This is a genomic window from Longicatena sp. 210702-DFI.1.196 (assembly GCF_020563125.1).
In the GTDB taxonomy this organism is placed as follows: domain Bacteria; phylum Bacillota_I; class Bacilli_A; order Erysipelotrichales; family Erysipelotrichaceae; genus Longicatena; species Longicatena caecimuris.
In genome coordinates, this window is sequence record NZ_JAJCPX010000002.1 from 131861 (window position 1) to 151636 (window position 19776).

The window sequence follows — 19776 nt, forward strand, 5'->3', positions numbered from 1 at the left end:
TACCGGCAATTTTTTATTGCTGATTATAATCATCAACTATCATCTTATCCGCATCGCTTTAGATTACATAACATCATCTTATCCGCAACGCTTTAGATTTCATAACATCATCTTATCCGCATTGCTTTTAGATTTCATAACATCATCTAATCAGCATTGCATTTAAATGCCATAACTATCATCTGAACAGCATTGTGTTTAGATGCCACAACTAGTATTTAAACAGCATTGCGCTTAGCTTAGGTACATTATTGCTCATTCAATCTTTTCTCAATATCTGCTAATTCTTCTTCTAACTGTTGGATGAACTCTTTCTTTTCTTCTATACGCTCTTCCATTTCATCAATAGCTCTTTGTCCCAATAGACCAACCATTTCATCTTGCATACGCTTGATTTGGCGTTTTTGGTTTTGTACAAGCTCTTGTTTGCGAGAACGCGCATCCATCATACGTTGACGCCATTGCTGATGCTTTTGCTCGTTCCATTGCTTCAAACCATTAAAATAGGCATCCATAATTTCACGGAATTCTTTCCAAACCTGATCTTCTTTATCTTTACCACAGGAACCAATTGTTTTCCATTCCACATTGAGATCTTTCATCTCTTTTGTATTTTCTCTCGTATATTCATTCCTATCAACAATTACTTTAGCTTTAGCAATTAATTCCTTCTTCTGTTCATACTTTTGATCTTGCTCAGCGTGTAATTCATTATAATATACATTTCGACGTTCATAGAATGTTTGTCTGCTTTCATTAAATGCTGCCCATAACTGATCTTCATACTCTTTACCAGCACTTCCAACAGCTTTCCACTCTTCCATCAAATGGCGGAACTCTTCACTTGTTTTCTGCCAATCCTTAGAATCTACAAGAGCAGCAGCTTTTTTAATCAAGTCTTCTTTTACTTGGCGGGCATTGCCAAATTTTGATTGTAATTCTTCCCAATGCTGATGTTTACGATCAAAAAACTTTTGACGTGCTGCATTAAATGCATCCCACAATTGATCATCGGTATCTCTGCCGGCAGAACCTGTTGCTTTCCATTGATTCATCAGTTCATTCATTTCTTCACTTCCCTGATTCCAATTATCTGTTTCGGCTAATGTTTCAGCGCGCTGAATCAGTTCATGTTTCAATACTTCATTACTTTGATATCCCTCTTTACGTTTTGCATAAAACACATCAATATAACTATCAAATTCTTCTGACAATTTTTCTTCATATGCAGAATCCCAATAAGAAATTCTTTTCCATCTTTTCTTTAAATTTAAGATTTCTTTCCAATCTGCTGTCTCTGGCAAATTCTTTGCCTCTTCTATCAAGGCTTCACGACAGCGAATATCTTCATCATAATCATTTACTTCATACAATTCATCATTCTCGTTATACATATATATTCCTCCAGTTCAAATTCCTTTATAGTGTCGCTCACAATATCAATTTTACCTCATCTTGGTGGAAATTTCATCCCCATTTTGAAATTTACTCGCTTATTATAAACGATTTTTTCATTTGGATAAGATAAATTTTCCCAATTGAAAGTACAAACGACATAATTATTTGAATTTGCCTATAAGAAGGGCACCCTATGATATCTATTCTATTAACTGTATCTTCATATAAAATAAAAATGATAAAACCATTGAATTTTGCTTCATTCTTAATAATAGTTTACCATTTCAATTAATCCATCTTATCCACGAGCTTATTCACTGATTATTTTAAAATCTTACAAACATCAATCCCATATAAAACATGCAACGTACTTCCATTATCCCAATGTACTAGCAAACTGCCAATATCATCAACTCCATAAACCGTACCTTTTGTACCTACAGGAGGAGCTTGTACATCATCCATTTTCACTAATTCCACTCTTGTTCCTATCGGATATAACTTCCGCAAACATGCTAGCATCTTAGTTGATATACATATATTATCTTGTTTTTTATACATATTACCGCTTGCCTTTCTATAAAGGATTTCATCTTTTTAATAGGGTCTATTTGTCTTTTTAAAAAGTTATTTCGTTTCCTTTTATTAACCTTTAAATAAGTCATTTCATCATTTTGAAACAACTTCCTTTCCTTTCAAAAGGTTTCATTCATTTTTCGAATTTTATTTATTGTGAAGCTTCCTTCATCTTATGAGAAAACTTCTTTCACCCTAAGCGTAAGACTTCTTTCACCTTTTGATAAACTATAACACATAGTGCGTACAGCAGTATCAAAATACAAGTTACTTAATATATTCGAAAGGAAACTATCGAAAAACTTTCATTCTCGATTCTCCAGCCCTCTTTTAACAATAATGAAACGTATACCGGTTTCAAACATGTAACATTCAAAACACAATAAAAAAAGAAGATTTGATCTTATTTTATCAACATGATCAAAATCTTCCTATTTTTTATTCACCCTTTATTTCACTCTTTAAAAGCAAGAATCCTATCAACGCGCGGATTTTTTACTTTCTACATGTAACACAATCATAAAATGATTTGTAGCAATCCTAATTACCCCTTAAATTAATCCTTAAAAACCGCTTTGATTTCTTCTACTGTTTCCGCCTTCAACAAGGTTTCAATCGCTTCATCGTTACCAAGCTTACGTGCGATTTCTGCTAACAATAACATATGATTCCGCGCATATTCATGATCATTGGAAACAGCAAAGAGGAAAATCAGCTTAACGCCATTCCCATCCAGCGTCTCCCATTCTATTTCATGATCCAACTTACCAATAGCAATACCAACATTGGTCACAGAATCACTTTTACCATGAGGAATAGCCACATAATTGCCAATTCCTGTCATACCTTCACTTTCCCTTAAATAAATATCCTTCTTAAAAGATGCTACATCATCGATATAATTTGCATCCTTTAACCTCTGTGCCAGTACAGTCAAAGCTTCATCCTTATTCTCTGCCTGCACATGCATATCGATAATTCTTTCATCTAATACATCATTCAGTTTCATTGTAATATCCTCCCTATTGAATTAAATATTTATACAATTCTACATTCGATTTCATCTGCTTAAGTTTCTGTACTTTTTCATCTGTTTCTACTAATGAGATGTATTGTTTATAGAACACCTGGATGCGTTTTACTTCATCTGGTGTATCCATCTTGAATCCTAATAGAAACACTACATCTACTAAATCATCATTCCACAGAATAGGATTTTTCAAGGTTGCTATAACGACTTTCGAGTTATTGACTTCACTCTGTGCCCCATGTGGCAAACTGACGCCATTTCCTATGGAAGTCGTCGTTGCTTTCTCTCTTTCCAAGACACTCTCGCAGAATTTTCCAGTTACAAAGCCTTTGTTTTCCATCTGTTGAGACAAATAAATTAACAATTCCGTTTTATCTTTCACATCCAAATTCATAAAAATCAAGTCTGGAGAAAATAGTGGAAAACAAATAGGTGAGAAAGGATTTGGCACATCATCTGTCTTAAGATTCAATTCCTCCATATGGGAACGCAGCTTCAGGATACCACCATCGCTTAGAATATTAGAAATTTCGACGATTCGTTTATCATGAAACGGCAAGGTGTGCGGTGTGATGATCATATCCATCTCCGCCTGCTCTTCCAATTTAAAATCATGAATACCTTCCACACGAATTTCATTAATTTCAGGAACCAACTTACGCAGACGTTCTACTAACAATTGTGCATGTCCGCGGCTGGAATCCGTTAACAGACATACCCGATATTGTCTAGTCTTTCGTTCAATGGCAGATTGAATGTACAGCACGATATATCCCAATTCATCTTCGGTAATCTGTAAACCATATGTCTCTTCAAATAAAATGCTGATAGCCCAGGTTGCTCGGAAAACATTTTTATACTCTTTCTTAATAAATGGCTGTAGTGTTGCGCAAAAAATGGCAAAACGTTGCATTTAAAATGGCAAAAAAAAGGTGCTTGTTAAAAGGATAATAAAAAGGTGTTTTCAATGGTTTTAAAACCTTCTTGATAACACCTTTTTTGCGGTCACTTCAACCAGCATTTTTCTTTCGCTCATTATCTGATTCATTCTCTAATAATTCATAGACTTTACAGTTAAGAGCGTGACAGATTTTATCAATCGTTTCGAGTTTAACATAATCACACAACTCCCAATAAAGCTCGTTAATAGTCGCTTTACGGACTCCAGTTTTTCTAGAAAGCTCTACCTGTGTCATTTTTTTCTCACCCAAAAGTCTTGATAATCTAATTCTGATCATAACAACGCCTCGTCCAAATTTTACCGCAAATGAATTGTTTTGCTAAAATATGGAATTATATTACGCTTTGCGGAATAAGGCTTGACTTTCTTAATAGTTTGTTATTATCAGTTCTTTAAAGGTTCCTCTTGCTTTATCTAAATTGTTTGATCTCTCAACTGGATAGATATTGAAACCTGTATAAAGGCTACGAATAAACTCATCATCATTATATGATAAAATGAATTTACCCTTAATGGCTGCAAGGCAGTCCCTTAAATGAATATGGTCTTGCTCCGTAAATGTAGCCATATAATAATGTTCAGTCTTGTGATATGGTGGATCGCAATAGAATAATGCTTTCTCTCTGTCATAAACTTTAATTAGATTATCATAGTTTTTATTTTCTATAACAACCCTTTCAAGGCGCTTTCTAATGCCATTTAACATATCAGGAGATATATTCTTTTATTACACCCAAATGTATCACACGATGCACCATAGGAGGCTCTGACCAGATAGTAGTATCGTGCTGCTCTTTGTATATCAGTAAGTCCGTTCACATTGATCTGCTCTCTAAAATCATTGAATTGCTCTCTGGATAAAAGTAAGAAATCTAACTCTTTACGTAGTTCTGCATCATGATATTTGATGCATCGATAGAGATTTATCAATTGTGAATTGATATCATTGAATACCTCCATCTGTTTTGAATTTACTTCCTTACCAAATAGTACCCATCCAGCACCTCCAAATACCTCGATATATCTTTCTGGAACATCCTCTGGAAACATAGATATAATCTGTTTCCTTAATAGTTTTTTACCGCCTATCCACGGTATAAATGAATTCATATAAACTTTCCTCTCATAACGGCGTTGTTATAATCAGGAGAGCAGGACAGCTGTTCTACTGTCCTGGCTGTCGCTATACCTTATATAAATTGTCTTTGTGAACCGCAGCAGTAACTGCGCCATTATGCCCGATTACTACACGATTACCATTGATTTCAATAACTGAATATGTGGTATTGTAGACAAAGGAAGCAAGACCAACACCATTATAGTCTTTTGCTCCTTTTTTAACACGTACACTGCAGCCTTGGAACAATCCACTTCCAGATGCAGATGCCTGTCCTTCAATGTCCTCAATACGTACCCATGACATTATTTCTTTAAGCAAGGCTTTACCAGACCCAAGCTGTAAGATTGTATAAGTTTCATCTTTAACCCATGAAGGAATGCTTTCGCCTGTTACGTAATTAGTTGCGGATTTCTTCACTTTAACTTTCTGACCTTTTTTTAATGATGTAGAAGGTGCATGAGCTGGTTTCACCGGTTCAGATACTCCTGGTGCAGGCTGTTTTTTCAATCCTGCAATAATAGAAGGATAGTCCTTATATGCATAATTCATATCAGTTCTTGCACTGGATCCATCGACTTTGCCATCAGATGTGTATTGCCACATACCGCAGCTCATGCTAGGCTCTGAAATACCCCAATGAGCTAGCCAAGGATCCAATGAATCGACAACTTTAGAATTTACATTTCTCAAACGGTTGAACCATGACTTGCTCATATATAAAGTAAGATACTCGCCTGCACCCTCAATGATGTCCTTGAAAATTTGAATCGTTCTGATGTTCTGAGCATCGCCTACACCGTTGCGAGCTTTCCAGCCATCGGCATCTTCCATGTCCAAGTTTAGTGGATATGTGTATCCACCCAATTCTCGGCATAATGCTAAGAAATGAGTCGCCTCAGTACGTGCGGCAGCGTCACTGTCAGCATAACTGTAATGGTACAAACCAAAAGGTAAACCTGCCTTTTTGCATTTTGCCACATTGTTTCGAACTTGAGCATCTTCTTGGAAGTGTCCCCAGCTTGCTCTTAACATAACAAATTCAACACCAGACGCTTTAATTCTTGCCATGTCCACATTTCCGTTGTGTTCTGAAATATCTACGCCTAATCTACGCATTTTCTTTTCCTCCTTCGCTTGTTTTATCTGATACTAGAACAGTACCAATATCAATAGAATCCTTTAATGCATTACGCTGCTCTCTGATATTTTCAATCAGTTCGTGAATAGCCGGCGCTCCTGCAGATAAAATCAGACCACTGATTACCATATCAATAATCGGAATATTAGATTTCAAGCCAAAAGCCTCGAAAACATCCACTCCAAACATAAAGGCAAACAGAATGCCTGCACCTGCTGCAATCATAGCCGAAGGAATGTACTGCATAAACTTTTCTCCAAATATTTCCTTGATTCTGTCCACCAAGAACTGGATCAGGATAGAGAATACGATCATTAAAGATAACACCTTGAATACTTCATTTAATTCCATAAAAAGTATTCCTCCTTTCTTTGTACTATAACTTTATTCTTTTATAGCAAAATCGAAAAATAAAACATTTTATAAATCATTGTTACTTATTTCTGTCAGATTTTTACATCCTATTTCCACAAGAATTTTCCCTACTGAATATTTTAGTGCTTCTGGAACATGACTGTACTCTAGTTTTCCAGAAAAAATACGATATGCTAAAAACTCTGCCATTTTAATTTCCTCCCATTTGCATCAGAATCATTTCCTGCATAGCACTTTCTAGCATATCAACACGTTGTGTAAGTGTTGGCACAGATCCTGCTTCAAAAGTTAATTCTGGAAATAGTTGTTTCTTTTCCAACTCCGTCAGTTCTACTACTGATCCTTCAATATATTTATAATTATATCTGCCAAACTTATCTGTTAAGTTCTCATGATTGATATTTTGAATATTATAATCTAATATCCAGTCTGATCGATCTGCAACATCATGAAGGTTTTTGATATCGATAATGATATTGCGATCATCAATTCTGATCATTACTTTATCTTCCATTACTTTTCTCCTTAGAAATTTGATTTACCTGTCATGTATACAAAATGCATATTTAATCCAAACCCTATGGGTAGTTTTTCTGGTGTTGTAAATATCACTTTTCCAGTGGTAGTTATATCAACTTTAATATTTTTACCTGCATAGGATATATTAGGGTATGCGGTAATATCCACGTTTGGACAATATTCCGCCGGCATAGACAGAGCGACCACATATCCTGCATTAGCTGGCACTTCTTTTTCCAAAATACCAGAGCATTTGAGATACACTACCTGTCCATTACGATATCCAATTGTAACTGGATAATAAGATGAGTTTGTAAGTTCAATACGATTCTGGTTGCACTGATTTTTTAATTTTTTATCTATTACATTTACAGTTTCCTTCACTTGTTCTTCTGTTTGATATTTAATATCGTTTTCAAATGCACTTAACTTGCTTGGAAAATCTGTTATTTCAGTTTTTGAGTGCTTATGACTAGATGGTGGAAACTCCGTTGGCTTATTGATGAAGTTGCGATAATCAATTAAATAATTAACATTTTTTCCATCGACAGTATCAGCATTTCCTCCATTAGCTGGAAGCGATTTAGGAAAATCTGTAATCTGTGATTGTGTGTGAGTATGATTTATAGGCATTCGTGCATCTGTTAACCTTGGATCATCACCCTGGCACACGGTTCCGGCTGTATTGCCGAAGTTTTTATTGAATGCAGTTTTCTTTTCAAAAGCGGGTTCAAAATCACTTGCGCGCTTCCCCTCGATTGTATCAGCATTACCACCGTTTGCAGGAAGTGATGATGGAAAGTCCGTAATATCTGATTTTGTGTGTTCATGATTGATCTCTGCTTTAGTTCCTATCAGCTTGGTTACGGTAGTCGCAAAATTAGGATCATTGCCCAATGCATTTGCTAATTCCTCTAAAGTATCTAAAGTTTCAGGCGCTGAATTAACTAGGGCTGAAATCAATCTTTTTACTTGTTCTTCATTTTGATAGTTATTGTCATTTGAAAAATATGAAACTTTAGATGGGAAGTTTATAATTTCTGCTATTTGATGCGTATGGTTAAGAGGTGCCTTTTTTGATAATGCCACTTTAGTATCGTTGCTTATTGGTTTTTCAGCATCACTTGTATTGTCAACATTACCAAGCCCAATCAGCATTTTTGTGACCTTATGTGGATTATCATTATCTTTTACATGTGCATCTAAATCTCGTTGTAATGCATATACACTTCCATTGATTTTGATATTGATATTTATATCATTAGATATATTGAAAATGAATCTTAATCTTTTTTCATAAGCAATACCATCCGTCTGGGAATTTATAAATTCAGCATCAGTTCCTGAGTTATCGTATGCATATAACACCTCTGCTCCATTGCTGTTTTCAGCAATAACACCGATTTCTCTTAAATAATAATTATCATGTATTGAATTTGCAATATCCGCTTCAACAAATAACGCATTATCCTCATGCTTGATTTCTGGAATTACATCGAATAACGGTTCTATTACAGTATTTGTGATATTACCAACATTATAGCCACAACCAATGCGAATACATTTTATTGTAAAAGACTTATTATTTTGCGCCTGTGCTAGTAAACATCGACCACCATCAGTTATTTTCATGCCTTTAAAAGCCATTTAATTCACCTCCTGAAATTCAAAAATGCTTGATACTAATGTTCCTACTCCGATGTTCGTTGTAGGATTATCGGATCTAATTAAATGTATTATGTAGCCCAGATGAGCAGGCTTTATGGTTTCAACTAAATCTGTGATGTCTGCTATATTATTTACAGACATTAAATCATCTTTATCTCTGATAATATCTATTGTAAATATATATTGTGCAAAATACTCATTAATTTGTATATCTTTACTATATGTAATTGTAGATATAATTTTACGCATGGTTGCTAGTGTGGCATTTGTCTGTGTATTGAGTTTTGCCAATATTCGCCTAATTCGTACTGAATCTGAATCTGATTTTGAATTAGTTTCGAAACCGAACATTGCCTCATATCTTGATAGATATATACTAGCTGTACTTATAATAGTTTGAGATCTTAAAAGTTCAATACAATCGCTGAGACGATCTATTTCTACCTGTTCTGCATCCAGTAGTTCTTTTATATCCGGATTGGATAAGATAAATTGTGGCAGGAACTGCAATGATGATATGTTCATGTTTTGATCTCAATAGAGTTCAGTTCGAAGAACTCCTCAGCTTGTGCTGTGATGCTCTCTTTCTTACCATTCACTGTATAATCAATGACATCCTTTACCCCTGCCACATTGTATAGCAAGTCACTGATCTTATAGTATGATAAGACTTTGCTGTCCTCTTCATAGGCTATTCCTGTTAGATATGTATGAATAATCCTGTAACATTCATTCTGCACATCTGATAATTTATATCCTTGTTTCAACTGTATTTTACCAACAACGTTGATTGTCTTTGCGATAGCTTTACTTACGGTCACCTGTGCGCCGACAGGGCGCTGTGTTTCGATATAGTCTGCTACGTTTTTGATGATTATATCATCTGGTGTGCCGCCATCGCTAGATAGAATAACAACCTTTACAGTGCCATTCCCATTCCATAATGGAATACATCTGGCATTTCCAACACCGGATACCTGTTTCGCCCAATACACATAAGAATTGGCATTTCCGCTGCTTATGGGATTACGCAATTTCTCATAAATACGTTTTCTGAATGATTCATCATCTTCAATCTCAGTTCCGCCTTCAAAATCTGTTTGATTTTCAGCTTTAACTCCGTCGATAGCATCAACCGCACGTATTCCAGTTATAGCACCAGCTGAGATATTGGTTTCAATTCCCGTCGTTATACAGGTTACAGGAATTGAAACACTTAACGTACTGGATATGACTGCCTCATAATCAGTTAAAAATGTAAAACCATCACTTATCACACCAAGTCCCTTAGGAATTGTCGTACCTTCTTTGCCTGTAAAAATCACTATTCCTTTTGATGGTGTGGCAGGATTTCTCTTCATCCCATAGTCATCGGCTTTACGATCGAGAAATTCTCCGACCGCTGTATCCAGAAAGGTAAGATCAAGATAACTGATCACACGCATATACATCATGCGTGAAATCTCCTGAGCGATTGCTTGAATGCTATCCATCGCGAAGGATCCTTCCTGCTTGCTTGCAGGGTTTTTTAAATTGGATCTCATTCTTGCAATGATGTTTTCAAACGCGAATTCATCACCCTGCATTGACCTTGCTATTTCAAGGTAATCCTTTTCTGTCATTATCCACTCACTCCTTTCAGTTCAGTATCAATATCCATTTCTCCATAAACTGATAGCACAGTGAAACGGACTGACATCTTACTTTCCTTTACTTCAAATTCAAAGTCTTTCAGCTCAGTTATATAATCGTTATCATACATAAGAGCTTCGACAATATAACGTTTGACTTCCATTTTCGCGATTTCTTCGTTCATGCTTTGCCCGATTAAGGACAGCATTTCATTTCCGTAATCTTGCGAATAGGCTAAGTGGCGGAACCTCTCGGTCATTAGCGCTTTATATATATGGATTTGTAATGCATCATTGCCATACACATAGTAGTTCCTTCCAGCTGCATCCTTTGCCAGACAATTCTGTTCAAAGTCATATGCATATTCACATAATATTTCATTTGATGGCTGTTCTGCCAGTTCCTCAACCATTTCAGTGTTGATGAATGGAAATATTGATTGATTCATGCCATCTTCACCACTCTTTCGAGAATGTAAAACGATATACCACTCTGCAGTACGATGACCATATCTCCTTTATGCAGCAGCTGCTTTTTAAGGACGCTCTGCAAATATGGGAACATGGCATAATTGGCTTTGTCGTCGTCCTTGCCCCATGTAATGCTATTAGATATTTCGCTATCACTTGTACAAGTATAAGCATTATTGAGATAGATGTGTTTTTTAATGATCTGGTCATACATATTTAGCTGCAGGGGAGACACACTGTGGATCTTGCCAACTAGGATATGATCCTCTGACTGCTTTCCTCGAATCTTTAAGATTGCATCAATCAATTTTCTGTCTGTTGGTTTCATGTTCTCCTCCTATTCTGATGGGATGTCCTTTTCGTCCATCGTATTTTCAAATGCCAAAGTCAGGCTCATTTCATGTTTTCCATTTGCGAATGTATGTGAATCACTCTCAATGTAAAACAATCCATATAGCCCTGATTTGCTTTCCTGTACTGCCAGCGAATATCCGGATACTGCCCTGGTATCTCCCAAAGAGAGAATTGTACCTGTTTCATCAATGCCATGGAACAATGCCTTTGCCTCTGTTGTTGCATCTGTACCATCTTCCTGCTTATAAACCTTTTGCACCGTTCCATATTTGTTTCGGCTTGCTAGATCATCCAGCGTCTTGATGGTGTTTCCGTTCTTGTCCGTAACGACTACTTGATTCACCACATTCTCACTGGTTACGCTGTACGTAGCATCTTCCAGATTATAGGTACCTTCAACAACCACTCCGCTATATTGACCTTTTTTGATCACACACAGCTTGTTGATATCTTTCATTAAAGGTATATAGATATTGCCATTCGTTCTGCCTGCATAGGTATAGGCAATCATGATTGCCTCGTATGCAGTTTTCTGCAAACAAGGATAATAGACCTTGATGCCTGTCTTTTCGATGCTCCCTGTCGGTATGCCAAGATCGTCACAAATGGTCTTTGTAATGCTCTCTGGCGTATTGTCAAATATCTTTGATATTTCTGATCGACTCACGTAAAACAGAAGATCATAGGCAAGGTAGGTCATTGTTTTCGCTGCAGAGTTTCGGTCGATTTTATGAATAACACCTCCGAAGATAGCTTTTCCTTTATCGTCCTGCAGGATGATATCATCTCCTGCATTGATGCTGACCTTAGGCATCTGCTTGTCCTTTTCGTTTTGATATATTACAAAAGAAAGTTTCCTGCTGACTTCCTTCGTATCTCCACTCCATGTAATGCTCTCCACCAGTTCAATGATGTCCTTTCCACCAGTCAGCAGTTTCATTTCGGAATTGTCAACTGGGTTCCTGCCCAGATCCAGTGTCCCTGTTGCGAGCTGGAGAATCTATGTGCCTTCGCTGCGCTCTCAATCGTGGAAGAGTTCGCATTATAGATTTTCATATACTGCGTACCGTTCCCGTAAAATCGTGTTGCGATAGCCCACAAGGTATCATTGCTTTTGATGGTGTAAGAACTTCCACCTCCACCGCCAGAGCTTCCGGATGATCCGGAACTCTTTGCTGCAGGTTTTGGGCGTGTCTTTATGGAGCTTTTCACTTTGGTGGATACTTTTACAGTTGGAACATTCAGCGTCTTATACTCCGTCAGGACAATGGAGTAGTAGATATCATCATCTCCCTCGCGCTGCTTGTATTCAAAGCTGTCTACTGACATAGCGAGGTTGATATCCAGATCTGTGATAATCATTCTGACGACGCTTTTGTTATCTTTCCATTTCTTGACCATCGCCTTATATTCCTTAGGTGTGCGATTGGCACCACCGCGAAAATACAAAGGCGATTTTTCAGCAGGAAAGAAACTTTCAAAGGTAACACTGATTAGACCGCGCTCTCCAAGCAGATTCACACTTCCTACATCAAGGAGTGTTACCTGCTGGTTGTTCTGCGGATCCGTAAATGCTATCTCTGATGGATTGATAGGAAGCTGGATCACTTCCTTTCTATCATTTGCACTGAGTTCTATAATTCTTGTCCTCATGTCTTTCCTCCTTCCTAGTCAAGATTTTCAGCCACTTCGATAATCTTCTCAGCGACTTTTTCTGATATGTTGTCAATGTCAGCCTCTTCTCTGACAACGACTTCATCTGCGACTTTAGCAACTGTGATGTTGTAGGTCTTATTTATGATCTGACCATTTCCTGCTTGTCCAGGCGTTGGTGCAGGAGAAGGGAACGGATCACTTTTAGGTTTTGGTGTACTACGCTTTGATGCTCTGCTGTTGATCTTATCTGCAAGCTGTGAGATCCAGCCGGTATTATTTTCAAGTGGCATGACTGCCTCTTTACCAGCTTCACCAACAATAGCAGGTGTTGCCTTGTTGACGATTCCACCTTTTGCAAGATAGTCGATCTTATCCAATCCAAGGCTCCAGTGTTCACCACCTACGAATGGTACCCAGTCAGGAACATCAACCGCTATTGAATTGATACCGTCGATAGCACCGTTTATGATACCAATAACCGCGTTGATCGGAGCCTTACAGATTTCCCCAATACCGCCGAAGATAGTTCCAAAGGCATCCACAACGCCCTGCCAGTCGCCTGACCAAATACTGCTGATCAGATCAAGTCCGCCTTGAATGATGTCAGCTATGCCGGACACTGCAGTTCCTATGGTTTCGCTGATGCCAGTAAAAACATCGTCGATAATAGGTGCAATCGCAACAATCACATCCGCAATCATGCTAAACGCATTTCCAAGCGGAGGAAGGATTGTAGTCACGATATTTCCGACCGTGGTCACAATAGTTGAGAATACCGGTTCGATCGCAGGTAAGATACGTGCGATGGCATCAACGATCGTCTGTATGACAGGTGCTGCCTGAACAATAACCGACTTTATCGTTTCGCCAACCGTCCCGGCAAATGCCATAATCGGTGGGAGCATCTGCTGGATCCCTGAAATGATAGCGGAGAAGGTCGGCATCATTTGTTTGAATCCGGAAATGAAGCCAGGCATCATATCACTAATAAACTGGATGCCTTTTCCAAGGCTGTCACCGAACTTTGTACCCAGCTCATCAATATAAGGCATTGCCTTATCAATAAAGCCTATGACATTGGTAAGAACAGGCTTGAGCTGCTCTACGATCTTCAAGCCAAAGTCTGCGACTCCTGACTTCATCTTTCCGGTGATGGTTGATAATAAATCACTTCCGGTCGTAGCCAGTTTTTCAGCAGCACCGCCATAAAATTCTGAAAGGTCTTTTGAAACACCTTCAAAACCCTTTGAATCAAATTCCTCAGCCGATACTTTAAAGCCAAATTCTTTCAGACGCTCCATTTCACCGAGTTTCGCATCTGCTAGTGCCTCGATTGCATCACTTACAGATTTTGTACCACCAGATGCTGCAGCCATGTCCTCTGCTAAGGTTACAAGATTCATAGCCTCCTTGCGGTTACCTTGAGTAATTGCGATTGCTCGGGATCCTGCCTGAATGACTTCTCCCGTCTCAAACGGTGTCGCATTGGCATTTTCACGAAGAGCGTTTGTAAACTCATTCGCTGCTGCCTTGATTTGATCTTGTCCATAGTCTTTATTCGTAGCACCGATAAAGTGTTCAATAGATACCTGCTGATTTTCGAGCTGCATACCACTGTTTACTGCTGCACCTAGCGCTACTACGCTGGCAGTAACCGGTATAACAAGACCTTTCGCCAATGATTTCAGCTTACCGCCGATAGATGCAAGAGCGCTTCCTGTTTTATCGATAACTTTAGCAATCGGCTTTACAACCATCTTTCCAACTGTTTTCAGTTTGCTTGTGATTGGTGCTAGTTTTGCACTGATCATATCTTTCAATATTGCAACCGGCTTTACTACCGTTTTCCCAACTGTTTTCAGTTTGGAGAACACACCACTCACTTTACTTGTTGCCTGGTCTTTTAATGCTACCAGTGGACGGGATACGATCTTTCCAATGCGCTTTACTTCGCTGTAGATTGATTTCGCCTTGTTTAAAGCATTACCAGCAATCCTCACAATAGGAGATACGACCATAGAAGATAATGCTTTGAGTTTGGCTCTGATTGCTCTTATACCGTTTAAAGCATTTCCACCTACATTCACAATGGCTCTGTAGGTTCTTCCCGGTATCGCAAACAGTGCGCTGCGGATCCGGTGAATGCCTGCACTTGCAAAGTCCGCCAGTTTGATCACCGGCTGGATACTCAGCTTAGCGAGAAAGAGAAGATTGTTCTTTATCTGTACCAGCCTTCGTGTTGCCATGTCTTTCAATGCCAGCAAAGGTATCATGGCAAGACCGCCCATTTCCTTGGCAAAAGCCTTGAATGCTGATAACTTAGCAGTCGCTTGATCCTTTAGACGGATAACCGGAGCAATCACTGTTCTTGCGGTTGCTTTCAGCTTGCCAGTAATCAGAGCAAGCCTGCTAGTCACTTGATCACGAATCCGGATAATTGGATCCATGACATAATTCTTTACTTGCTGAAATAACTTTATAGATGATTTCAGCTTGTTCAATGCCATGTCTTTCAGCTTGACGATTGGTGTGATCACCATGTTGCCAAGTCGCTGGAGTTTCATAGTAAGTGCCTGCACTTGCTTTGTCCCATAGTCCTTGATCTTAATAAAAGGGGAAGCGACCATTCGTCCAAACGCGGTCAGTTTCGCCTTGGCTTTGTTCAGCTTCCTCATATCGTCGTCATTCAAGCGGATCCTGGTATTGACACCCTCCTTGAATTTATTAGCGCTTGACTGCAAGCTGCGGATAGACTTCATGGCAGATGTGCTGTCGATTGCGGGTTTATACTTCGTGTCCCACGTTTCTTTAAGTTCTTTTCCGGTTGACTGCATCTCATCTTTTAAAGATTTGTTTTGTTTCCGGATTTCCTTAAAGGTAGTGGTCACATCATCCGTAACGCTCAGCTTTGCTAAAACTCCCATGATTCACCGCCTTTCCTGTACCTTAGGTTTTCTTTGCCGCAGATTTCGCTGCTTCCTCCAGTTCTTCGTAATGGTATTCCATACTCGCCTGATAAAACAGTTTTTCAAATTCTGGAAGGTTAAGAAATTCCTCTACCTTCCAGCCTTTCTGCACATAATGATGGAGCAGGTACATTTCACCATCATGCTTGATTAGTTTTTTAGATGCTTAACGACCTTGACTTTCTTTTCGCCGGGAAGAACGCCAGAGAGCTGCATGATCTGCTTTGCAATCTCCGTTTGTTCATAGCGGGTAAACATATCCACGACCTGCATCGTATAGTCGATATCACCGCTCTGTTTCATCAGCTTGCCAAGTTCCTTCATGTCAGGATTGGTAACACCAATATACACCGCATATTTATCTGCACTGTCATCATCATCACCATCTGTGCCATAATTGATACACTCAGTAATTTCGGCGTCAGACAGCGATCGGATCGTAATAGTTTTTGGAGTATCGTCACCATCGTCCAATGAAGGGATTTCAAGTTCCTTGGTCTGATACTTCTTTTTTGCTTTGATACGTGCTGCAGCTTTAGCAGCCATGATTTCCAGCATTGTTTTTGTTTCTGTTGAGTTTGCCATTTTCTTTCCTCCTGTTATGCAACTGCGATCTGATCAAGTGGTGTCATATCGCTTGGTGTGAATCCTCCTGTTAATTCTTCTTCAATGATTCCACCTTTTTCCATAATGACCAGTGGAAGATCAGTCCACCAGACATTATCAATACTGTATCGAGACACGCCACCATTGACAGCATCAGGATCTGCAAGTTTCGTGATGACCTGACTGCGCACGTCTTTGCCTTTTTTATAATTTGCCAATACCGCATTGTATCTGTCATATACCTTGGCGATCGTTACGCTGATTTCACCTTTTAACCCTGTCATTTTGGAGTCAACATCGATACCAAGCTGAACATCTTCACGATTGACAGAAACTTTGGCTTCAATCTTTTTGAATTCCATGACCGGAAGTCCATCGATCCATAAGGTTCCCCATGTACCTGATAGCGTTTTATTTCCTGTGATTTCCATTTCTTTACCTCCTACATTTCAAGTGACAGGTCAAGATCTTCCATTGCATCCACAAGTTTGATCTTACCTTCCAGCATGATCTTACTTCCTGTATTTGCAGAGAGGATCTCAGCGTCACTCATCTTATCTGTGTCAATCTCATTCATTTCGAGATAGGCTTTCTGCTTTTCCAAAGAGATAGAAACAGTATTCTCCGCATTAGAATCTAAAACATCACCCTGAATACCGCGGAAATATTTCAGTATGGCAGCCACAAATGCCTGCTTGTGATCATAATCATTGATGACCTGCCCAACATAATCATTTTCAAAGGTCGTTTTAATGTCCTCCTTGATCATGTCACGTCCTTCAATGATCTTGATTTTTCTAAGGTCATCACTTTTCCCAGATGTCAATGAATTAACACCACGACCGACCTTGAAGCTCTCTCCATCATAAATGATGATGAGTTCGCCTTTGCCAATTCGTTCCTCTGCATCAGCGGGCGTTTCGGCTGAGATAATATCAGACAGTTTGTAATAGGTCATTGATCTACTCAATGGCAGACCAGCAGCAATTCCCGCAATACGTGCGCAGTATTCAGCTGCACTCAGCGTGACTTCTGTCCCTGAGATGGTAGATACAACTTTATCAGTCGTATAGTTGATAATTCCTTCATTGTCAGCTGCAGTTCCTGCAAACACTGCCTTAAAGGTCTTTTTGTTTGCTGTTCGCTGTTCTTTCATCCAGCTAACCAGCGTAGTGGTTGCTTCCTGATCAGCGCCCGGAACTGTCAAATAGTTCCACTTGTAATCGACAAGCAGGGCAAGTGATGCGGTGTATGTTGCCACTGATGTTTTTTGTGTTACGATGATGACCTTTGCGGGCGCTCCCTCAAAGATCAGTTTCAGGTATTGATAGTTCTTTTCATTTAATTTCGTAAAGTCAACATCATTCAAGCTCTTACAGATTTGAAACGGGATGGCATCTGCAGTATCATCTTTTAAAATTACTGCTACCACACCACGCTCGCTGCGCTTAATGATGCTCTGCGCTTTTTCAGCGAAATCAATGATCACCTGTGGTAATCCTATACTCATGTTTTTTTCCTCCTGTTTAAATAATCGTGAAGTCCAGTTCCTCTGCAGGAACACCATCTTGCGGTTTATCCACAAGGTCAGTGAACTTCAATGTAAATACATAATGTGCGACATCATCTACGATCCTGAATGTAACTTCTGGAATCGTGATATGTCTATCTAAGATGTGAAAGCAAGGCTGGAATACTTTATCCAGTGATTCATTCATTTCAAAATAACGTTTTCTTGATTGCTCTTTATGCCAGTAGGCGATATCGATGATAAACGAGCGATCGCGCATCTTTTCACCATTCAGCTGATTCGTGACTGGAAGGAGGGTAACAAAGAACCACTCATCCAGTGTTTCACTTTCTTTGGTTTTTGAAAGCTCCTCGAAAGCCACTTCAATGTCTTTTATACTTTTTAAATCACTAACGATCTTTTTTTTGAGTTCAGTGAATGTAATCATTAGAAATCAATCTCGTGGCGGTCTAGAAAGTCGCTCATCCAGTCTTTTAGATATCCTGGTAGCATGGTGTCAAGCATATCGCATGAAACCTCCAGCATATGAGCGCCCTCGATGAAGCCTCCGCCTTTTGATCTATGACCATAGTTTACTGGTTCTGCATATTCGACATTGTTGTAAAGTGTAATGATGTAAAGACTGCCTTTTTTCTCGATATCACCGATAAACCAGTTTTCCTGCAGGTGATGCGTCCTTACCGGAGTAAGATCCTGGACTGCACTTTGCCAATCCACACCGATCTGTGCAAGGAGTGCTAAAAATTCAGTGGGATAGTCATGTTCGATGATTTGAGCAAGAGCCTTGTCAAACTCATCAAGACCGCTTGTATCAACACCGCTCATCAGGCATCCTCCTCATCCATCAGCAAGGGCAGATTGTTATGGCTGCAGTATCCTTTTTCAAGTCCTGCAGAACAAATGATCGTTCGTCCAAGATGTGTGACTTCAATCGTATCATTCTTCTCAACATGAATTTCCGGACGATAGAATAAGGAATATTCCGTCACCGCTTTTACAACCATTCCATTTTTTGTGATCTTTCCACCAGTCGGACTGGATAATGCACAGGGGATATCGGTGTATACTCGCTTACCATCCAATCCTTTCAGGAAAATGGTTTCTCCAGTTTCTGGATCCTTGCCTTTTACTGGTCGGTACACATTCATGGTATCGTTATATGTCGCAGCTAAAATATCAGCTTCGGTCATATTTTGGATCCCTTGGTGTGTTGAGTTTTTTGAAATGAACTAAGATACAGTTATAATCCTTCATGAAATTCACACTATTTTGATAGGCAGATTTCGGATCACGATAAGAAATGGACGTATCTCCTCTGGAAATACTTGATACTTCCTTATTGTTTGGATTTTCAATATGACCATCTGCAATCAGCATATCCTCACATATCTGCGCTGCGGTATCCTCCAACTGTTCTGGTAGATCTTCGCGGTGGCAGTGTGCAAGGATTTGCCAGACAGCCCTGCGCACGTAACGCTCGACTGTCTCGCTCATTCCTTCATCAAGTTTTTTATTACTTTTTACTTCCTTTGCTATTCGCGTCACTGCTTCCTGGATCCTTGGTTCCATTCTGGTCAGCTCCTTCCTTGGCAGCTTCCTCAAACTTCTTGATTTTCGCTTTCAATTCAGCATTTTCTTTCATTAGAAGTTCCTTGGCTTTTTCAACCTTTGCAGTCAATTCTGCATCGGTGTATTTCTTTTCTGCTTTACCATCGACGATCGGATTTCCGTTCTTATCGTACTGTAAACCAATAACTGTAGACATAGTGGCACCTC

28 protein-coding genes are annotated in these 19776 nt (G+C 39.0%); all 28 read right to left on the reverse strand.

Going from position 1 to position 19776, the window contains the following annotated elements; genetic code table 11:
• Positions 1-248 precede the first annotated feature (248 nt).
• Complete coding sequence (locus LI241_RS01725) at positions 249-1394, reverse strand: DUF349 domain-containing protein (protein ID WP_008687226.1); 1146 nt, start codon at positions 1392-1394, stop codon at positions 249-251.
• Between the two features lie 325 nt (positions 1395-1719).
• Positions 1720-1959, reverse strand: a complete 240-nt coding sequence (locus LI241_RS01730) for a DUF4314 domain-containing protein (protein ID WP_008687224.1) — start codon at positions 1957-1959, stop codon at positions 1720-1722.
• A 571-nt stretch (positions 1960-2530) separates the two neighbouring features.
• Positions 2531-2983: a PTS sugar transporter subunit IIA gene (locus LI241_RS01735; protein WP_008687222.1), complete on the reverse strand. Its 453-nt coding sequence runs from the start codon at positions 2981-2983 to the stop codon at positions 2531-2533.
• A 13-nt stretch (positions 2984-2996) separates the two neighbouring features.
• Complete coding sequence (locus LI241_RS01740) at positions 2997-3917, reverse strand: PTS sugar transporter subunit IIA (RefSeq protein WP_227150898.1); 921 nt, start codon at positions 3915-3917, stop codon at positions 2997-2999.
• A 97-nt stretch (positions 3918-4014) separates the two neighbouring features.
• Positions 4015-4242: a helix-turn-helix transcriptional regulator gene (locus tag LI241_RS01745; RefSeq protein WP_128125365.1), complete on the reverse strand. Its 228-nt coding sequence runs from the start codon at positions 4240-4242 to the stop codon at positions 4015-4017.
• A 90-nt stretch (positions 4243-4332) separates the two neighbouring features.
• Complete coding sequence (locus LI241_RS01750) at positions 4333-4671, reverse strand: DNA adenine methylase (protein WP_227150900.1); 339 nt, start codon at positions 4669-4671, stop codon at positions 4333-4335.
• Complete coding sequence (locus tag LI241_RS01755; RefSeq protein ID WP_227150902.1) at positions 4665-5075, reverse strand: DNA adenine methylase; 411 nt, start codon at positions 5073-5075, stop codon at positions 4665-4667. Before LI241_RS01755 ends, LI241_RS01750 begins: the two co-directional genes overlap by 7 nt.
• Before the next feature lie 73 nt (positions 5076-5148).
• Complete coding sequence (locus LI241_RS01760; RefSeq protein ID WP_128125364.1) at positions 5149-6201, reverse strand: GH25 family lysozyme; 1053 nt, start codon at positions 6199-6201, stop codon at positions 5149-5151.
• Entirely contained in the window at positions 6194-6574 is a 381-nt protein-coding gene (locus LI241_RS01765) for a hypothetical protein (protein WP_128125363.1), read from the reverse strand. The genes LI241_RS01760 and LI241_RS01765 overlap by 8 nt, the downstream gene beginning before the upstream one ends.
• Before the next feature lie 69 nt (positions 6575-6643).
• Positions 6644-6787: a hypothetical protein gene (locus LI241_RS01770; protein WP_227150904.1), complete on the reverse strand. Its 144-nt coding sequence runs from the start codon at positions 6785-6787 to the stop codon at positions 6644-6646.
• 1 nt (position 6788) lies between these two features.
• The gene (locus LI241_RS01775) at positions 6789-7112 is read right to left on the reverse strand and encodes a hypothetical protein (RefSeq protein WP_128125362.1); all 324 of its coding nucleotides are present in this window, start codon (positions 7110-7112) and stop codon (positions 6789-6791) included.
• Positions 7113-7123: 11 nt separating this feature from the next.
• Positions 7124-8764, reverse strand: coding sequence for a hypothetical protein (locus LI241_RS01780; protein WP_227150905.1), 1641 nt, complete (start codon positions 8762-8764; stop codon positions 7124-7126).
• Positions 8765-9310 carry a putative phage tail protein gene (locus tag LI241_RS01785; protein WP_128125360.1) on the reverse strand — a complete coding sequence of 182 codons (546 nt, stop codon included), beginning with the start codon at positions 9308-9310 and terminating at the stop codon, positions 8765-8767. It lies immediately after the preceding gene.
• Complete coding sequence (locus LI241_RS01790; RefSeq protein ID WP_128125359.1) at positions 9307-10407, reverse strand: baseplate J/gp47 family protein; 1101 nt, start codon at positions 10405-10407, stop codon at positions 9307-9309. The genes LI241_RS01785 and LI241_RS01790 overlap by 4 nt, the downstream gene beginning before the upstream one ends.
• Complete coding sequence (locus LI241_RS01795; RefSeq protein ID WP_128125358.1) at positions 10407-10865, reverse strand: DUF2634 domain-containing protein; 459 nt, start codon at positions 10863-10865, stop codon at positions 10407-10409. The genes LI241_RS01790 and LI241_RS01795 overlap by 1 nt, the downstream gene beginning before the upstream one ends.
• A complete protein-coding gene (locus LI241_RS01800) occupies positions 10862-11215 on the reverse strand; it encodes a DUF2577 family protein (RefSeq protein ID WP_128125357.1) in 354 nt (117 codons plus the stop codon). Before LI241_RS01800 ends, LI241_RS01795 begins: the two co-directional genes overlap by 4 nt.
• 9 nt (positions 11216-11224) lie before the next feature.
• Positions 11225-12181, reverse strand: coding sequence for a hypothetical protein (locus tag LI241_RS01805; protein ID WP_128125356.1), 957 nt, complete (start codon positions 12179-12181; stop codon positions 11225-11227).
• Positions 12178-12894 (reverse strand): LysM peptidoglycan-binding domain-containing protein, encoded by a 717-nt coding sequence (locus LI241_RS01810; protein ID WP_128125355.1) that lies wholly within the window; start codon positions 12892-12894, stop codon positions 12178-12180. Before LI241_RS01810 ends, LI241_RS01805 begins: the two co-directional genes overlap by 4 nt.
• Positions 12895-12908: 14 nt before the next feature.
• Positions 12909-15821 (reverse strand): hypothetical protein, encoded by a 2913-nt coding sequence (locus LI241_RS01815; protein ID WP_227150907.1) that lies wholly within the window; start codon positions 15819-15821, stop codon positions 12909-12911.
• A 22-nt stretch (positions 15822-15843) separates the two neighbouring features.
• Positions 15844-15996, reverse strand: coding sequence for a hypothetical protein (locus LI241_RS01820; protein ID WP_227150909.1), 153 nt, complete (start codon positions 15994-15996; stop codon positions 15844-15846).
• Positions 15997-16013: 17 nt separating this feature from the next.
• The gene (locus LI241_RS01825) at positions 16014-16448 is read right to left on the reverse strand and encodes a hypothetical protein (protein ID WP_227150911.1); all 435 of its coding nucleotides are present in this window, start codon (positions 16446-16448) and stop codon (positions 16014-16016) included.
• A 14-nt stretch (positions 16449-16462) separates the two neighbouring features.
• A complete protein-coding gene (locus LI241_RS01830; RefSeq protein ID WP_128125350.1) occupies positions 16463-16900 on the reverse strand; it encodes a phage tail tube protein in 438 nt (145 codons plus the stop codon).
• 11 nt (positions 16901-16911) lie between these two features.
• Positions 16912-17979, reverse strand: coding sequence for a phage tail sheath subtilisin-like domain-containing protein (locus LI241_RS01835; RefSeq protein ID WP_128125349.1), 1068 nt, complete (start codon positions 17977-17979; stop codon positions 16912-16914).
• A 16-nt stretch (positions 17980-17995) separates the two neighbouring features.
• A complete protein-coding gene (locus tag LI241_RS01840) occupies positions 17996-18427 on the reverse strand; it encodes a DUF6838 family protein (RefSeq protein WP_128125348.1) in 432 nt (143 codons plus the stop codon).
• Positions 18427-18825: an HK97 gp10 family phage protein gene (locus LI241_RS01845; protein WP_128125347.1), complete on the reverse strand. Its 399-nt coding sequence runs from the start codon at positions 18823-18825 to the stop codon at positions 18427-18429. The genes LI241_RS01840 and LI241_RS01845 overlap by 1 nt, the downstream gene beginning before the upstream one ends.
• A complete protein-coding gene (locus tag LI241_RS01850) occupies positions 18825-19190 on the reverse strand; it encodes a hypothetical protein (protein WP_128125346.1) in 366 nt (121 codons plus the stop codon). Before LI241_RS01850 ends, LI241_RS01845 begins: the two co-directional genes overlap by 1 nt.
• Positions 19177-19569, reverse strand: a complete 393-nt coding sequence (locus tag LI241_RS01855) for a translation initiation factor 2 (RefSeq protein WP_128125345.1) — start codon at positions 19567-19569, stop codon at positions 19177-19179. Before LI241_RS01855 ends, LI241_RS01850 begins: the two co-directional genes overlap by 14 nt.
• Positions 19514-19765, reverse strand: a complete 252-nt coding sequence (locus LI241_RS01860; protein WP_128125344.1) for a hypothetical protein — start codon at positions 19763-19765, stop codon at positions 19514-19516. Before LI241_RS01860 ends, LI241_RS01855 begins: the two co-directional genes overlap by 56 nt.
• Between the last annotated feature and the right edge of the window lie 11 nt (positions 19766-19776).

Excerpts from the sequence above, each read along its gene's own strand:
- LI241_RS01725 (WP_008687226.1), bottom strand. The coding sequence starts at position 1,394 with ATGTATAACGAGAATGATGAATTGTATGAAGTAAATGATTATGATGAA.
- LI241_RS01730 (WP_008687224.1), bottom strand. The coding sequence starts at position 1,959 with ATGTATAAAAAACAAGATAATATATGTATATCAACTAAGATGCTAGCA.
- LI241_RS01735 (WP_008687222.1), bottom strand. The coding sequence starts at position 2,983 with ATGAAACTGAATGATGTATTAGATGAAAGAATTATCGATATGCATGTG.
- LI241_RS01740 (WP_227150898.1), bottom strand. The coding sequence starts at position 3,917 with ATGCAACGTTTTGCCATTTTTTGCGCAACACTACAGCCATTTATTAAG.
- LI241_RS01745 (WP_128125365.1), bottom strand. The coding sequence starts at position 4,242 with ATGATCAGAATTAGATTATCAAGACTTTTGGGTGAGAAAAAAATGACA.
- LI241_RS01750 (WP_227150900.1), bottom strand. The coding sequence starts at position 4,671 with ATGTTAAATGGCATTAGAAAGCGCCTTGAAAGGGTTGTTATAGAAAAT.
- LI241_RS01755 (WP_227150902.1), bottom strand. The coding sequence starts at position 5,075 with ATGAATTCATTTATACCGTGGATAGGCGGTAAAAAACTATTAAGGAAA.
- LI241_RS01760 (WP_128125364.1), bottom strand. The coding sequence starts at position 6,201 with ATGCGTAGATTAGGCGTAGATATTTCAGAACACAACGGAAATGTGGAC.
- LI241_RS01765 (WP_128125363.1), bottom strand. The coding sequence starts at position 6,574 with ATGGAATTAAATGAAGTATTCAAGGTGTTATCTTTAATGATCGTATTC.
- LI241_RS01770 (WP_227150904.1), bottom strand. The coding sequence starts at position 6,787 with ATGGCAGAGTTTTTAGCATATCGTATTTTTTCTGGAAAACTAGAGTAC.
- LI241_RS01775 (WP_128125362.1), bottom strand. The coding sequence starts at position 7,112 with ATGGAAGATAAAGTAATGATCAGAATTGATGATCGCAATATCATTATC.
- LI241_RS01780 (WP_227150905.1), bottom strand. The coding sequence starts at position 8,764 with ATGGCTTTTAAAGGCATGAAAATAACTGATGGTGGTCGATGTTTACTA.
- LI241_RS01785 (WP_128125360.1), bottom strand. The coding sequence starts at position 9,310 with ATGAACATATCATCATTGCAGTTCCTGCCACAATTTATCTTATCCAAT.
- LI241_RS01790 (WP_128125359.1), bottom strand. The coding sequence starts at position 10,407 with ATGACAGAAAAGGATTACCTTGAAATAGCAAGGTCAATGCAGGGTGAT.
- LI241_RS01795 (WP_128125358.1), bottom strand. The coding sequence starts at position 10,865 with ATGAATCAATCAATATTTCCATTCATCAACACTGAAATGGTTGAGGAA.
- LI241_RS01800 (WP_128125357.1), bottom strand. The coding sequence starts at position 11,215 with ATGAAACCAACAGACAGAAAATTGATTGATGCAATCTTAAAGATTCGA.
- LI241_RS01805 (WP_128125356.1), bottom strand. The coding sequence starts at position 12,181 with ATGAAACTGCTGACTGGTGGAAAGGACATCATTGAACTGGTGGAGAGC.
- LI241_RS01810 (WP_128125355.1), bottom strand. The coding sequence starts at position 12,894 with ATGAGGACAAGAATTATAGAACTCAGTGCAAATGATAGAAAGGAAGTG.
- LI241_RS01815 (WP_227150907.1), bottom strand. The coding sequence starts at position 15,821 with ATGGGAGTTTTAGCAAAGCTGAGCGTTACGGATGATGTGACCACTACC.
- LI241_RS01820 (WP_227150909.1), bottom strand. The coding sequence starts at position 15,996 with ATGTACCTGCTCCATCATTATGTGCAGAAAGGCTGGAAGGTAGAGGAA.
- LI241_RS01825 (WP_227150911.1), bottom strand. The coding sequence starts at position 16,448 with ATGGCAAACTCAACAGAAACAAAAACAATGCTGGAAATCATGGCTGCT.
- LI241_RS01830 (WP_128125350.1), bottom strand. The coding sequence starts at position 16,900 with ATGGAAATCACAGGAAATAAAACGCTATCAGGTACATGGGGAACCTTA.
- LI241_RS01835 (WP_128125349.1), bottom strand. The coding sequence starts at position 17,979 with ATGAGTATAGGATTACCACAGGTGATCATTGATTTCGCTGAAAAAGCG.
- LI241_RS01840 (WP_128125348.1), bottom strand. The coding sequence starts at position 18,427 with ATGATTACATTCACTGAACTCAAAAAAAAGATCGTTAGTGATTTAAAA.
- LI241_RS01845 (WP_128125347.1), bottom strand. The coding sequence starts at position 18,825 with ATGAGCGGTGTTGATACAAGCGGTCTTGATGAGTTTGACAAGGCTCTT.
- LI241_RS01850 (WP_128125346.1), bottom strand. The coding sequence starts at position 19,190 with ATGACCGAAGCTGATATTTTAGCTGCGACATATAACGATACCATGAAT.
- LI241_RS01855 (WP_128125345.1), bottom strand. The coding sequence starts at position 19,569 with ATGGAACCAAGGATCCAGGAAGCAGTGACGCGAATAGCAAAGGAAGTA.
- LI241_RS01860 (WP_128125344.1), bottom strand. The coding sequence starts at position 19,765 with ATGTCTACAGTTATTGGTTTACAGTACGATAAGAACGGAAATCCGATC.